The 15409-nt window shown below is 54.1% G+C and carries 13 protein-coding genes; 2 read left to right on the plus strand and 11 right to left on the minus strand.

Annotation, left to right across the window (positions count from 1 at the left end; genetic code table 11):
- Positions 1 to 548: 548 nt before the first annotated feature.
- Positions 549 to 836 (plus strand): PCC domain-containing protein, encoded by a 288-nt coding sequence (locus SH421x_RS15190; RefSeq protein WP_488850138.1) that lies wholly within the window; start codon positions 549 to 551, stop codon positions 834 to 836.
- Positions 837 to 938: 102 nt separating this feature from the next.
- On the opposite strand, the gene SH421x_RS15195 is transcribed toward SH421x_RS15190, so the two are convergent.
- The 11 genes from SH421x_RS15195 to SH421x_RS15245 all read right to left on the minus strand — a co-directional run bounded on the left by SH421x_RS15195 (position 939) and on the right by SH421x_RS15245 (position 14488).
- Positions 939 to 2060, minus strand: coding sequence for a c-type cytochrome (locus tag SH421x_RS15195; RefSeq protein ID WP_488850140.1), 1122 nt, complete (start codon positions 2058 to 2060; stop codon positions 939 to 941).
- Complete coding sequence (locus SH421x_RS15200; protein ID WP_488850141.1) at positions 2044 to 2679, minus strand: cytochrome c oxidase assembly protein; 636 nt, start codon at positions 2677 to 2679, stop codon at positions 2044 to 2046. Before SH421x_RS15200 ends, SH421x_RS15195 begins: the two co-directional genes overlap by 17 nt.
- Positions 2679 to 3083: a transmembrane prediction gene (locus tag SH421x_RS15205; protein WP_488850142.1), complete on the minus strand. Its 405-nt coding sequence runs from the start codon at positions 3081 to 3083 to the stop codon at positions 2679 to 2681. The genes SH421x_RS15200 and SH421x_RS15205 overlap by 1 nt, the downstream gene beginning before the upstream one ends.
- Positions 3083 to 5608: a cytochrome c oxidase subunit I gene (gene ctaD, locus SH421x_RS15210; protein ID WP_488850143.1), complete on the minus strand. Its 2526-nt coding sequence runs from the start codon at positions 5606 to 5608 to the stop codon at positions 3083 to 3085. The genes SH421x_RS15205 and ctaD overlap by 1 nt, the downstream gene beginning before the upstream one ends.
- A complete protein-coding gene (gene coxB / locus SH421x_RS15215) occupies positions 5605 to 6561 on the minus strand; it encodes a cytochrome c oxidase subunit II (protein WP_488856442.1) in 957 nt (318 codons plus the stop codon). The genes ctaD and coxB overlap by 4 nt, the downstream gene beginning before the upstream one ends.
- 104 nt (positions 6562 to 6665) lie before the next feature.
- The gene (locus tag SH421x_RS15220; protein ID WP_488850144.1) at positions 6666 to 7772 is read right to left on the minus strand and encodes a sodium:calcium antiporter; all 1107 of its coding nucleotides are present in this window, start codon (positions 7770 to 7772) and stop codon (positions 6666 to 6668) included.
- Between the two features lie 1096 nt (positions 7773 to 8868).
- Positions 8869 to 9708 carry a hypothetical protein gene (locus SH421x_RS15225; RefSeq protein WP_488850145.1) on the minus strand — a complete coding sequence of 280 codons (840 nt, stop codon included), beginning with the start codon at positions 9706 to 9708 and terminating at the stop codon, positions 8869 to 8871.
- Between the two features lie 149 nt (positions 9709 to 9857).
- Positions 9858 to 11054 (minus strand): glycosyltransferase, encoded by a 1197-nt coding sequence (locus tag SH421x_RS15230; RefSeq protein WP_488850146.1) that lies wholly within the window; start codon positions 11052 to 11054, stop codon positions 9858 to 9860.
- A 201-nt stretch (positions 11055 to 11255) separates the two neighbouring features.
- Positions 11256 to 12803 (minus strand): Coenzyme F420 hydrogenase/dehydrogenase, beta subunit C-terminal domain, encoded by a 1548-nt coding sequence (locus SH421x_RS15235; RefSeq protein WP_488850147.1) that lies wholly within the window; start codon positions 12801 to 12803, stop codon positions 11256 to 11258.
- Between the two features lies 1 nt (position 12804).
- Positions 12805 to 13473, minus strand: a complete 669-nt coding sequence (locus SH421x_RS15240; protein ID WP_488850148.1) for a hypothetical protein — start codon at positions 13471 to 13473, stop codon at positions 12805 to 12807.
- A gap of 409 nt (positions 13474 to 13882) precedes the next feature.
- Complete coding sequence (locus tag SH421x_RS15245; RefSeq protein WP_488850149.1) at positions 13883 to 14488, minus strand: hypothetical protein; 606 nt, start codon at positions 14486 to 14488, stop codon at positions 13883 to 13885.
- 433 nt (positions 14489 to 14921) lie between these two features.
- Between SH421x_RS15245 and SH421x_RS15250 the strand changes: the two genes are divergently transcribed.
- A complete protein-coding gene (locus SH421x_RS15250) occupies positions 14922 to 15242 on the plus strand; it encodes a hypothetical protein (protein WP_488850150.1) in 321 nt (106 codons plus the stop codon).
- The last annotated feature ends 167 nt before the right edge of the window (positions 15243 to 15409 follow it).

The raw sequence follows: 15409 nt of genomic DNA on the forward strand, positions 1-15409 counted from the left end.
AACTGCCAAGCTGAATGCGCAAACGCCAGTCATGGCGAAGTACTGATCGCAGAGACCGAACCTTCAGACTGCGAACTTATATAGAAGACGACGGTTCGCCGCGATTCGGTTCGACGAATTTATACTTCTGGAATCACCGCTTTCGATCGAGACGCTCATTACCAATCGCACATCCGCAATAGCTTCTCTACTGGCATAGCTTTTACTGCGGCAACTTCACCACGGCGTCGACGATATCGTGCGTCTCCGATTCCAAGGTTCCAATTCTTCCCCTGCATATCACCCTGGAACAAGCTTCCAATTTCCTGTGGTCCGCGTTCAAAGATGACCTTTCGCGCGGCAGCATGATTCGTGGCGCGGTAATGCATGGCTGGAAGAGCACTGTTCCGCACTATAGATCGGCAAAGCAGCAAGCGAGGCAGAATGCATCCTGGATAAAACCCCGCTTCGGGCGCGAATCGAACTGTCGAAAACTGGTGCGCCTTGTCGAGAAAACTTGCTTTTCCCGGTCCAAAACCTCGGCAGCAACTTTTCTATAGGAACCATTGATGAAATCACGATTACTTTGTGACGAGGGCCAGAAGACGACTGCCCTGGTGTTTGACAGAGACGATGAGGTGATCTCTGGACTACGCAATTTCGCCGCAGAATATGGCTTGGCGGGCTGTAGTTTTACAGGCATTGGCGCCTTTTCATACGCGATGCTCGGGTACCTCGACTACGAGAATAAGGACTACCGACAAATACCGATAGAAGAGCAAGTCGAAGTTCTGGCGCTGCCCGGAAACATAAGCCGTTATAACGGTGAAGCTAGCTATATTACTGGCGAAGCCTAGGGGGCCACCGGCGGAAAATCGCCATTTTAGGTTTACTTCAGCAACCGACGCTACCGGATACTGATCTTTCGGATACTGATAAGAAAAAAGGAGATCGGCAGGTCATTCGGGAATCAGCGATTCGTAGTAAAGAGCGACGTCTCGAAAGGACTCTTCCGGCAAGCCGCTGGCGACAGGCGCCATTAGAGAAGCGGCGGGCCCACCGCCACGCTGGTTGTTATGAAAGAGATGAAGTTGCCGTTCGAGGTAAGATGCTGGCTGACCCGCAAGACGCGGGTATTGAGGTGACGGCGAGTGTTCGCTCGGTCCATGACAGTCCATACACGACGGGGTCATTTTTGCCGGCAGGCCTTCTTCAGCGATCTTGCGACCACGAGCGATTGCCAATTCGGCCTCCGTATTTCTACGTTGCTGAGAATCACCGCGAGCAGAAGGTGAAGCTTCAAGATTCGCGTAGTACGCGGCCAAGCCCTCGCGTTCCTCGTCGGTAAGCATAGCCGCTATGGTCTGCATAACGCCGCTATTCCTTTCTCCCTTCGCGTAGGCGCCGAGTGCTGAAAATAGATACTCTTGATTTTGCCCGGCTAGGTGAGGGAATGCGCCATGCTCGCGACCTTGTCCGTCAATGCCGTGACAACGCTGACAGAGGTTGCGAGCGGCCACAACGGCATCATCGGCCGAACCTAGGGGCCCGGGCTTTGCTTCAGAAAATACGAGACGCTCATACTCCTGACGATCGATCGATGGAAGGCGAATGAGAAATGCAACGACATCCCATACTTCGTCATCCCTCTGTTGCGTTGGCCAAGCAGGCATGCCAGTGAACAGGATTCCATGTTTGGCTACATAGAACAACTCGCGAGGTTGGCGTTGCGTAACGAGATCCACTAGTTGGGGCGGGGTTGGTGTAGAAGCCAGCGCCACAGGCGAGCGGCTTCTCAGCGGGCTTCCGTGGCAATTCGCGCAGGCGGTTTCGTAATGTCCAGCGCCGCGGAGTAACTGAGCAGGATCGTCGAGCGGCGGCGTCTTGATCGATTGGCTATGCGTCGCGACCGAACGGTTTTTTGAGAATTGCAAGAACCATTTTGTGATTGCCCAATGGCCGGAACTCGCCTTAATCGGCGCCACGCCGGATACCACAATCACCGTCGCAACGATCAAGGAGAATGCAAGCAATATGGCGACGGTGGTCGCCCTTTGTTTTAATTTAATTGGCATCTTCATGCTTGTAACCTCCTGCGGGATCGGGCTGCAGCAATTGACGCGTGAGCCAGAGTCCGCCGCTCAAGTAAGCGATATTTCCAATCACGATCATTACCGCGCCTCCCAGGTGCTGATCTTGCAACGCGGTTAACGATCCGAAACCGGTATGATGAGGGTAAATCACCCGGGGCGCCAGCGCGAGAAGCGCGCCCAGCAGCGTCATATGCATCGACGTAAGCAACAAGCCAATCACGCCCGCGGCGCTTCTTCCTCGCTGCTGAACGCCCCCGAATGCCGAAATCCAGACCCACATACCGGCGAATAAGAACGATCCCTGTTCGGCGATAATGCCCCACGAGTGGTTGCGAGCTAAATGGTGCAGCATTGGCGCATGCCATGCCCAAACCAGGATCAACTCGCCTACCGATGCGGGGATCGGCGCGAACAAATAGGGTGCTCGATCGACCGGGTCGAATGGCCCCTTCACGATCGCGATGGAAAGAAGTGGTGCTGCCACCGCCACGACTAACATGTGCATCAGCATATGCCCAAAGAACGCATGTTGCGCCAACTCGGGCAGCGGGCCTAACCAAGCGACGGCGAGCGTTAGTAGCCCAGCAATCAAAAGTGAATATCGCATTAGTGGCAAGTCTCCACAAAGAGAGCCACCGCTGCGACAAACAGCGTTGCGACAAGACTGAGCCAAGCCAAGAGGACGGTCGCGAATCCTAAGAAGCGGTATCGGTCGCCGGGATGATCAGAGTCATGTGGTCGATCGGCGAGGGAATTACGGATACGGCGGTAACCCCTCCAGCCGATCAACAGAATCCCCAAAACCGCCAGCAAAGTATAGACGCCCATCGCCCAGCGCACGGGCGCAAGACTCGCGGAATCATCGGCAAATTTCTCACACCATACCGCGGCGGTGAGATAACAAGCCATAAAGTGCGTCGCCCAAATCGTTGGCGCACTGGTAAGTAGCCACAGTGACTCGGCCTTTTCGGGGGGCGATTCCGTAACGCTGGGAGGTTTTACATTCGTCATCAGGCCACCCGAGGAAATCCGGCCACCACGCCGACGGTTATCACCGCCGTCAACGCGAGAAAATGCCAGTAAAGTGCAACGTTCACGATATCAGCGTCGTAGGTTGAGGTCATTCGGCCGCCTGCTCGTCTCGCAACGCAGTAAAGCTGCATTAAAACGCCCACAGCAACATGCATGACAGTCCAGCCGACGAGCAGCCATACGATCGCTTCATAGGCGTGTCGCGTCGGATCAAGCTCTGATACATAGGGTCCCGTTGCGAGGGCCGCCGCCCCCAAGCTTGCAAGGAGAACGCCCGAGAAAGCTGCGCCATAAAACGCAGCGGCTTTCCCTTTCCGATTCCATCTGCGAGCGCATAGCGTCAGCCCGTAGGCGAGCAGCACAAGCACGCCGCCCGATAATAGCCACATCACATCTGGCCTTGGGGAGGAAGCGGGCGGGAAATCTTCATGGATCGTCCAGTAGAAAAAATATCCAAAAACAAGGGAGACAAAAGCGGTGGCATCGGCGAGCATGGTGATGAACATCGCCCACCAGCCAACGGCGTCTGGTCCTGAGACGTAGATCGGCAGCTTTAAGTTGAGACCGACGTCCTTCGTTTCTTTTTCAGGCAGCCAAGCTGTTCCTGTCCACAGCCAGACTAGGATCGTCATCAACGAACCCAAGCCACAGACAGTCGCCCAAATCCACCAATGATAGGTCGCGAAGATAAACATTCCGCCAGTAAACGCGGCACAGATCAGCGGCAGAAACGAAGGTCCGGGAACGCGCAAGCACTGTAAAGGGCGAGCGTCAATCACCGATGTGATGAGCGTTTCGCGGTATCCTTCTTTTGCGTCGGGCAGGTAGTAGCGTCCATCATCGATCTCGTGCATCAGATCCTTTTGATCCCACAGCGGATATCGACTGGTGATGATCGGGATCGAGCGTACGCCCCAGGGCTTGTCAGGCATCTCCGCAAGCCACTCGAGTGTGCCTGCATTCCACGGATTGCGCGGCGCCCAGGGCTGATGCCCTTTCGGCCGGATGACATCCCAAAGCACCACCAAGAAACCAGCGCCAAGAATGAAAGCGCCGATCGTCGAGACCATGTTCAACGTGTCGAATCCAAGTTCAGAGGGATACGTATAGACGCGCCGCGGCATGCCCAGCATCCCAGTCCAATGCATCGGCATAAAAGTAATATTGAAACCGATCAGAAGCAGCCAGAAGGCCAGCTTTCCCAATCGCGGTGAGAGTTCTTTCGCCGTAACAATGGGAAAGTAATAGTACAAGCCGGCGACGATCGGAAAGATGGTCCCGCCGACCAGTACATAGTGCAGGTGACCGACGACGAAAAAGGTGTCGTGCGCTTGAAAATCGAAGGGAGCGACGGCGACCATCACCCCGGTAAGACCGCCAAAGACAAAGGTCACCAGGCTCCCAAAGACAAACATCAACGGCACCGAACCCACGACTCTTCCCGTCATCAAGGTCGCGAGAAAGCAGAAGAACTGGATTCCCGTCGGGATGGCCACCGCGAGGGACGCAGCGGAGAAGATACCAAGCGTTACCCCGGGAAGCCCCGTAGTGAACATGTGGTGCACCCAGAGACCAAAACTTAAAAAGCCCGTACCGACCGCCGCTAATACGACCCAGCCATACCCAACGATCGGCGTGCGTGCGAAAGTCGGGACAATCATCGCGATGAGCGCCACGGACGGCAGGAAGACGATGTAAACCTCTGGGTGACCAAATATCCAGAACAGGTGCTGCCAGAGGAGCGGGTCGCCCCCGCGACTTGGATCGAAAAAAGGCCAATCGAACGCTCGCTCCATCTCCAAGAGGATGTCTCCAGCGATGAGAGGGGGAAACGCGAACAGAATCATTCCCGCGACGACGAGGATGTACCATGCGTAAAGCGGTATCAAGTTAATCCGCATGCCGGGCGGGCGACACTTAAGCACCCCCACGATCAATTCAACCGCAGCGGCGATCGAGGCGATTTCGATAAATGACAGACCAAGCAGCCAGATGTCGGCGCCGACGCCAGGCTGGTATTTCGTGGTCATAGGCGGATACATAAACCATCCCCCTTTCGGCCCTGCGTCGAAAAACAAAGACCCGCATACGAACAGGCCCCCGATCAAGAAGCAGTAATAGCCAAAAGCCGACAAGCGAGGGAACGGCAGATCACGCGCTCCGAGCATTTCGGGAAGCAGAAGGATTGAGATGGCTTCGAAAATCGGCACGGCGAAGAGGAACATCATGACCGAGCCGTGCAGCGTGAAGACCTGGTTATAAGTGTCCGCTGACAAAAAATCGTTGCCTGGCGTCGCTAGTTGCACCCGCATCAACAGGGCCAAGACGCCTCCATAAAGGAAGAAGAGCCCGGAGGTGACGGTATACCACAACCCTACCTCTGTGTTGTTGACCTCCGACCAATAGCGCCAACCCGATGGCACGCGCCAAGCATTTAACAACCGTTGCGTCTGCGTCTCTTTCCCTGTGGGGTCTGAGGAATTGTCATTGGTCGCTTCGCTCACTTGAGTCCTTTCAGATAGGCGGCCAACTGGTCGATTTCAGCGCTCGTCAAAGTGTGGAAACCAGGCATGAGAGCACCAGGCTTCACCTGCTTTGGATTGGTAATCCAGCGGCGCAAGTTTGTTTCGGTGTTTTCCATCGCGCCGGCGGCGACGCTAAGCCGGCCACCGAAATGGGTAAGATCTGGACCAACCGTCCCGTCTGCAAAAGTGCCGCGAACCGTGTGGCAAGCTCCGCAACCGCTTCGCCGAAAGACCTCGGCCCCAAGAGCCGACTTGTTGGCTTGCGGCGTCAGCGAATTCTCGATTTGTCGATTTAGCCAAGCGTCAAAGTCCTCCCGCGTTGTCACCACAACATCAAACGCCATGTGAGCGTGCGATGCTCCGCAATACTCCGCGCATATGCCTCGGTAGGTTCCTACTTTCGTGGGAAGCAAGCTAAGCTGAGTGCGACGTCCCGGGATCATGTCCACCTTTCCTCCGAGCGAAGGGATCCAAAACGAGTGCACGACATCCACGCTTTGCAGATCGAATTGCACCGGTTCTCCCACCGGCAACCAAATCTCGTTGGCGACTTCCACCGTCCCCCCGTCTGGCCTCGGATAGGTGAAACGCCACCACCATAGCGCACTGACCGCATCAACCCGCATGCTCCCTTCCGGCGCTGGACGCAAGAGCGACGGTAGATGCGCTAATGCAAAGATCAACAGGAGGCCAAACGTCATCGTGGGAGCCACAACTCCTCCGCCGATGACCCACCGCCGCGTGAACTGCGCATCATGTCGGTGGGTAGCGACTCGCATTGCGTAGACTGCCAGCCCGCTGACCGACACCCAGATCACCGCCGCGCCAATCGCCATCGCCCAAAACAAGCCGGCTATCTTCTCGGCCTCGGCGCCAGCGGGCGTGAGAGTCGACTGAGGTCCATCGCAACCGCCGCTTGCCAGCGCGAATATTGGTAGTACACAAAAGAGAAGGACGTGGGGGCGAAGTCGCCCGGCGTGGTTCAAAGGTGCTTGGCTACGATCGGACTTTGTTCGTGGAGTGTTGCGCTGCCAACTCATCCCTCTCCCCCCGACTTAAAATAGAGCACGATGAGACCGATGAAGTAGACGATCAACACCCCAGCTGAATCGATTCCCATACCGAGAAATGATCGATCTCGCCGCTCTAGCAATCCCCAGAGGTACAACGATGTCATTACAATGCTTAAGCTACCCATAAGCAACGCCGACTGATCAACGGCATTCATTACCGGCCCCTCCAAATACGCAATATCGGCAGGCAGCAGCAACGCTATCTCGAGCGTGTTCGTACCAAAAATATTGGCGATCGCCATGGTGTAGGAGCCAAGGCGAATCGCCCCTGCAGTGGTGCTGAGTTCCGGAAGTGACGTGGTTAGCGCCACCAACGTCGCACCGAAAAAACTGCTGCCGATCCCCGTCTGCGCGGCCAGCGCGTCGGACGATGCTGATACTGCCCCTCCTCCCAACAGCACGAGTAAGCAACAAAAAGCGAATGCCGCCGACAGTCGCACTATCGATGAGCCTTCATCGTCCAGGCTACTCGAGTTTCGATTAGCAGCAGGGTGATCTGCACGGCCGCTGGCGTCGTCTTCTCGCGGATCGGTCGGCGTTCGCGATGCCGTCCACGTGTCAAGAGAATTAAATCGGTTCAGGTAGTACAACGACATTCCATAGAACACCACAAGCAGCGACGGCCAGAATCCTAGGTGAGCAGCCACGGTTATGTCTCCTGCGGTGATCGCGATGATCGCTAGTGCAACCTGCATCACCAATAACACTCCGGCCAACAACAGAACGGGATTCGGCGAAAAGAAGGTGAGCGGACTGCCGCGCACATATATCCAATCGATCACGGCCAGCACCGCTAATTGCATTGCGACGCCACCAAAGAGATTATTCACCGCCAGCGGAGCGTTACCCAATGCCGAAGCGGTCATTGTGGTGACAATCTCCGGTAACGATGTCGCCACGCCTAGCAGGAGCGCACCTGCTATTACTTTGCTTAGTCCAATTTTGTTCGCGATTCCCTCGGCGAGGCGAGCGAGTTTGAGGCCAGCAACCCAGACGACGACTCCTGACACAATCAGAACCGCTACATTTACCCCCAGCGAGAACGATTTGAAATCGATTTCCGGCAGCATTACATCCTTTTTCCGGCAATAGTAAGAGGACAAGCGAATCGGGCGTCGGTCGGATATGGCGTCAGAGTGACTCATCAAGCCGATTGAACGTGAATTGAACAAAAACAGCGTACGCAAATGAGGCGCCCACTCGCAGGATCTGACATCAATTTGAACGGGATATTTCTGTGAAGAATCCCAGCGCTGGAGATTCGTCGGACCTCAACCAGGAGATCAATAATTGGTGCTAATTTTTCGGGCTGTTACAGATTCTTTGTTTCATCCTACCACCGCACATTTGCTGATCGCGCAGCGTCCAAGTGGGCCGACGGACCGCCAGTTGGATCGCCACTTTGCACACAGTGACGGACCGCCCACTCATTGCGATCACCGGAAAGAGTAGTAAGATCACGGCGACTGGCGAAATTGCGGAACATGGTCGAGGCTTCCGACATTAGGTGACTATCGACGAGATGGGCTGTCATACCAGGAGAGCGAAAAGATTGTCGATCGCTGGCTGTCCATAAAAGGAAATCACACGCTCTTCTTTGCCGAGATCTAAACCGTTTTCGTCGCGCGAGTATAGTTGGGCATTACAACGCCAAAGTTTCGCGAGCACCCGAAACATGAGAAAGGTGATGGCCACGAAGTTTCGCGTTGCTACAATCTCTGCCCGATCGAAGCGATCTTCAAGGGACGGAGTGAATCGTACGAATTGGATCGATTCGCCTCCAAAGAATTACTGCTTCTGCCGCTAGGAACCAATGATTAGATACTCGGTGTGAGCCGATGGCGCAACAGCCAGAGAACATCGGTCGCTAGGGCTTCGTTGCAACCGACGAAGAGCCACAACGTGAGGGCCGCCGACTAGGACAAGGTCGCTCACTTCGTTGTCGATGCAGCGGTCGTGCCGCTTGATTCAATCTCTAATTCGCTCACAAGTGGCAAGCCAAACTCCAGGTCGCGATCAACCTCTTTCGAAATAGCTATACCGATCCAGATGCATTATTGCCTAACACTTACCATTCAACTTGACTCCGGCTTGGATGCAGTAATTCACCTCAGCCACAAGAGGAGGTGCTTGCGCCAAATCACCCAGCGGACAGATTTCTTACAATCACGTCGTCACTTGAAAGCAACCGAGCGACGCCTTCAGCGCATCGACACTGGGTGGATCAACTTCCTGCCGCTCATAACGACACGGCTCGGGGAACGTTTCCAACAGGAACCGTTTTACATCAGGACCGAAAGCGGCGTCGTCAAAGTTGAAGAACAGTTTTCCATAGCTGGCTTCGACAACTTCTTCATACCTGGGAGGTTTTCCCCAAAAACCAATTCGCCGATTCTTCAGTTGTAGGCTGATCGGTTTAACTCCTTGCTTCGCAATGGCGTGATTTAAAATTGCGGTCTTACCCAGCATGCCATAGAACCGATCGTCGGTGACGTAGCTTTGCAAATCGCGATAGGCGTCAAAGATCCATTTACGGCGAAAATAGGCCGGCGAATGAGTTTCAAAATTGAAACACGGATAGCCAAGTCGCTTCAATTGATCATAGGTGCGCCACAGCGACTCATGCCAAATCCCCTTGCCTCGTTTTTGGACTTGATCTAGCGTTTCCAGATAATAAACGGTTCGCGCCGCATCAAGCGTTAAGCGGTCAAGCAAGATGTAGTCGTCGCAGAATTGCAGAAACTCATGCGATAAATCAGGGAGCAGTGATGATGCGAACAAAAGTTGAAATAGATTAACGACGGGAGTAGGCATTCGTATCGGCGTCGCCAGATACTCGTGCGGAACATGCTCCACAATAGTTGTATCATCGGACAAGAACGCCGGCCGATCGCCGACCACCCAAACTTTTCCGACTTCAGGAAAATGCTGCGCGACGCTACGCAGCGACAGCCGAATCTCCAAGTCGTTGACAGGACTGTGCTTTAAAAAATAAACAATATCCATGGGTCTCACGCAGCGTCAATGTTGGAAGAGTAAGGAAAGTTCAAATCGTACCGAGCTGCAAAAGCTTCGCCGGCTATTCAATCCTACCGTTTCTGACCGACAGCACCCAATTTACTGCACCCGTTTTGATTGGTGAAAATAGGTGACTTCTACCCCAGCAATTCGTACAGTCGCGAGCAAAGCCGCTCGACACCCTGTTCTGGGGTAAACTCCCGATACTTGTCGGCAAATTTCTGGGCGGCGTCTCGTCTCCCATGGCCATCTAACAGTGCGCCCAACTGGCTGATGGCTTGCCGTCCTTGTTCTTGCGAGGCGACGAGAGCGGTCCCGGTCGCCAGAATTCGATGCGTCAGAATGCCTTGCTCGTAGGTGATCGGAACCTGCAAGGTGGGAACGCCGGCGAGCAGGAACTCGCACGCCGCGCCATGGTTGCCGTTCATAATAGCAACGTCGGCATCACGGCGAATCGCTTCGAGTTGAATCGGCTGGGTCACAAATCGGACGCTTCCCTGCGACCACTCTTGATACGGGGCGAAATTAATGTGATCTCCTACCAAAATCGTACGATGGTTTTGCCCATGGAGCCAGCGAATCAACTCCTCCAGCGCCTTCATCGGCTTCAGATACGCAAACACCTTTTTCCCAGATCCTGCTGGCCATCCCGAAAACTGTTCCCGCGGAAGCTCTGCCGACCAACAGCCATAATAGGTCGCCGGCGGACGTTGCGGATAATGGTCCAGTTCGCGAAAAGTGCAAAACAAATTGTCGTCGACATCATGGAACAGCCGCCCCACGTGGGCAAGTTCAGGCTGCCGATTCTCCGAAAGAACTTGGTTGATCGTCTGCAGCAGAATTGCTTCGTCCTCTCGGCGTTCATGCAGCGACATATTTCGGATCGCCGACATGTTGGGGAGCGGATTCTCGTCCGGCGGGCAAAAAAAGCCGGTTCCGATCGTCGCTTGCGGAACCACAAGTCCCCGCGCCGCCAAGATCGCCGTTGGCGCGTGATCGAAGAGCAACAGGTCTGGACGAATATGGTTGAAAAGATTACGCCAAGCTTCGACCATCCCCCCCAGTTCTTGCCGCTGGGCGTACCCTTTGTTCGTCAGAATATGGCCAAACGTCGGCGGATTCTTGAGGTTCGGGATCGCAGGCGAAACCTTGACCGGCGCCTGGTACGCTTCAAAGGGAATGCCGGGAAAGGCGCCCCGAATCCTAGACAAATCTTTGACGATTAACGTTAGCGAATGCCCTTGTTCAGTAAGGCGACGTGCGATCGGTTGCAGCGGCCCCAAGTGACCAAATCCAGCGCCCAGCTCCCAACAAAAGCAAATTCGTTTTTTCATAGGTTATGCTGAACGCAGTTTATTCGACACGACTATTACCCACGGCTCAATCAACTTTAGACGCACTCTACCCAACGTTCTTTTAGACCGCGATCATTGAACAAACAATAGCCATCATTATGACGCTTCCTGTCACGCCGTACAATTTTGAGATGGACGTATTCACACCAGAGTTTTGCAAAAAGCCCTTCGGACAAATCTTCACTGCACCCTCTCGCCACATTTTTGCTTGGAGTTCCTCAGCCAGGTCATCGAATGATCCCATTGTCGGAGACTGATCGGCTCGTACTCAATATTTGCGGTCCGAATCAAGTCCCAAACCGCCGGGCTCAAGACCTTGACCATCGTCTTGCCGGGAGAGCCTGCCCGATACATTTCTTCCAATCGCCATGGATCGGCGACCAGAATATCTCCCCGACCGCCCAGGCGATTACAAACTCCGCAGATCGCGGGCGAGCTGACGGTCGGATCGGGATTCCAAAGCGGTGGAAAGGGTGTGCGGACCTCCTTTCCATTCTTCAGCCGAGCCACCATCTCACCCGGCCAAAGCCCGTTGCGATAATCAAGCTGCTCTACTTCATCCTCCTCAACCCCCAGTTTGGCCAGACAATCTTGTGTCCAGGCATAGTGCGGCACATGTCCACATGCCAATTCGATGACGAGTTTTGCTTTTTCATGCCACTGTGGATTGTCGCGTAGTGCTTCGACATGACAAGGCAACAGCGTGATGGCGCAGGTTTCTCCCTCCGACACGCGCGATAATCCTTTGAGCGGCGAGATCGGCTGGTAGATCGAATTCGTCGCAGGCGTCATCAGTTCGTTGGGATCGTCCGTCACAATAATCTCGGCTCGCGTGCCGATCATGCGGGGAAAAACCAGTTTGTCCACGTACCCTGACGTCAGAGCGTGTCGCAGCAACTCTTTGGTGAACCCACCACTCGTCGAGTATGCACGCACTTCAGGATCGGACGACCAAGCCAGAATATGTTCGCTGGCGATCGGCTGCTCTCTGGCGAAAGCGGGAACTTCGTTACTCCATTCGCAACCCACATGCCGCAACCACATCTGCCACATCTCGCGCGACTTGTGATTGTTCACTGGAAGCAAAGTAACCCGGCGCCCTAAGATCAGCCCACAGATCCCGAAGTGCAGGCGATCCGTCACAATATGAGCGTAGTCAGCCGCCATCCGAAATAACTCATCGAGATCGTGCGTCATGTGATAAGGATCACCAACATACGTAACATCATGAGGCAACAGCGACTCACGATCTTCCCTCAAGAACAGCCCTAGCGGATGACGGGGCGGCTGGCTGGGGGCCGGGTGATCATAGCCGAGCGCCAAATCAGGCGCAAGCACCGCCTCGGGACGTGTTTTCATACTACTAAGATCACGTACAAACAAGCGATCGAAGCTGGTCCCCTCATGCATTCCCATTGAGTATTGCGGCAACACGATCGTCTTTGCACCAATCTTTTTCGCTCGCTCACAAGCGACTCGCCGGCGCTGAATCTCGCCATGATAATAGCTGTCAAGATTGCCGCCGCCGAATAGCAGCACGACATCCACATCGGCAATCTCGCGCGGTTCGCAAGCCCTCCACTGGATGCCGAATGCATCCAACAATTGGCGCGTCGCTCGGTAGATCAGCTTGTCACCGGTTCCGCCGATGCCATCGATCAATGCAACTCGCTTGCCACTCAAGGGCGCGAAGATAGGGGCATAGTGCGTGAGTGGAAGGAGTCGCATGCTAAAGTCTCATTGCTTTGCAAGGATGGGTGATGGCAAATTTCAAATCCGAATTGGGAACATAGTTTTTCCAGGTGCTGCGTATCTCTTCAAACTCACTAGGCGGCATCCCCAGTTGCTGCCCAAGATATCCCAGCACCCAGTCTTCTGCGATGTGCGGAACGCCTGGCCAATGGGTTCCTAATGCTGCGGGGCACCAGGTGATTAGCGCTTCAAATAATTCAGGGGACGTCAGCAGTCGACTTTCTAGCGATCGTTCGCAAAATTCTTGCGACAGCATGCAGCAACCGGCCTGTAACGAAATCGCCTTGCCAAACTTTTGGATCGTGCCGCACTGATATCCTGACGGCAAATATCGAAACCGTCGATGAATGCCGGCATCGGTATCCAGCTTGATCAGCCATTGCGTCGGTCGCATGAGAAAGAGCCGCATCATCTTTTCGACATGCAAGCCACGGCACCAGTAGGCGGTGTCCTTCACGCCATAATAAAATTCAATCTGAAATTCTGATTCGAGGCTTCGCCAATTTGGGTCGAAATCACCATCCGAAGCGAGGATCACTCGACTGCGATAATGTTTCCGCAATTGCGTGAGTGCCCAGCGAGCCGGTTCAATATCGCGAAACACCGGCATGTAGAATGTCAATTCGGCGTCCGTGTAATCGGCCATCTCATTCATAAAATTCTTTAAACATACCATCCGCCAAACAATTGATCGCGCATCCCAATGTTGTTCAATGCCCACCGCTCCTGCGATCGCGCGCTATCAGCTAACTGAAAGCTCATTTCGCAAATTACCCTGCAAAACTGCAAAGAAGATACCACAGACGAACCGGTGTCTCCATCAAAATTTATTGTATGCAGTGAAGGGAGAGCGACGTGCATGGTTGACGAGATGGATCAGTTTTGCAGAGCGGTTCACCGTCCCTTGATTCTCGAACAACGTATCGCTCTGTTTCACTTTTTTCTCGCCTACCGGGCGAAGCAAATCCACTGATGGATTGGGACATGCTCTGTGTGCGATTCGTGACGCTTTTCATCTCCTCCTTACCAGACACGAGCCAAGCATAAATGTTGATTTAGCGACCAATATCGATTTGAAATTGGAGCGAGCGACTGATGTCGGTTGTTGATTGCTCCCTGACTCGTTCGAAGGTTCGAAATAGGTCATTCCAGTCTGCATGGCTCCCCTTCCATGCGCCCTTCTCGGGGTCATCTTTGGGTCGGGTCATGGAAAAAAAGTTATCGTTCGAGGGGAACGCCTGATTGATGACAAAGATCAGTCGGAACGATCGATAGCCGGCAGTTTGAAGCCAACTGCAAACGTCGCCATACTGCGTCTGCCAGTCCTCGTTTTCGTCAACTCGCCGAATGAAGGCGACATTCTGCGATTTCAAATTCAGGAAATTGTTGGTCTGGTATCGCCAACGATCCTTTAATTCGCGTCCAAGTTGTTCATAGGGCAAGTGCCCCCACACGAACGATGTCACATAGCAACCAACGCGGATCGAATTGTCAGAGAAGACCTCCTGGAAATCAGAAAGGAGACACGCCTTTAATGCTTCATGCGACGTCAAAGCATTGTCAAACGGACCGCGAAGCGTCGGCAGCCCGCTCCGGCGAATGTGATAGGAAACGTCGCATTTGTAGCCAAGGCTGACAACTTTGTCGATCGGCTGCCGCATGGATCTTCATCCAAAGTAAAAGTATCGATTCAGGATGATGATACCAGAGAAAATCAGGACGATCCACGTTCGTGGGTAGTGAAATGTAGCGGCCTATCTAATGGCCTACCCCGGATCACGGCATGCCATTCGCAGCCTATCGGTTCACGCTCACCCTTCTCTGGGAAAGTAGGAGAAAAAGGGCAACGTCTTACGATTGATTTGATACCGCGCCGAGAGACGCTTCAGTTCCTGCACAGGCGTCAGACCATTCTCTAGCACCCAATCTCGCGATTGAATTGGCCGCTCATGCGCAGCGCTGACGGCGTCGACGATGCCCTATTTCTCCCCCAAGCATCTTCGCCCAAACGTAGTCGAGACCATACCCACTTTCACTTTCGCCGAACTTCTGCAGACACCGCTCCAGCGCCACCTGCGTTGCAAAAGTCCAGCGATGGTTTGCAAAGAACTGCACTGCCACATGATTGGCTACAACCTGGTGCGAGCCGCGATGCTGGCGACGGCGCTGAAGCTCCAGCTGCCCTCTTGGCGTCTGAGCTTTTACGGCGCGCTACAAGCCGTCGAAGAGTTCGCCGCCGCCCTCCGCTGGAATCCCCAACAGCGGGATGCCCAATGGAGCAACCTCCTGCAAACGATCCGGCAGCTTGAACTGGGCTCCCGCCCCGACCGTAATGAACCGCGAGAACTCAAACGGCGTCCCAAGGAATACAAACAAATGCAAACGCTCCGAAACCGTTATGCTACAGCCGCTTAGAATTAAGCTCATGCCATTCGGACCTGAACCCTTTTCTACACCGTCTTGTCTGAATTCGGACGCCAGCCCGACTTCATGTCCTTGATCCATACTTGAGTCGGTTCATTCGCATCCGATCGAACAGTATATGATTCGATGTCATCCAATATGAAATCGGAATGACCAAA

Source organism: Blastopirellula sp. SH421, assembly GCF_057808535.1.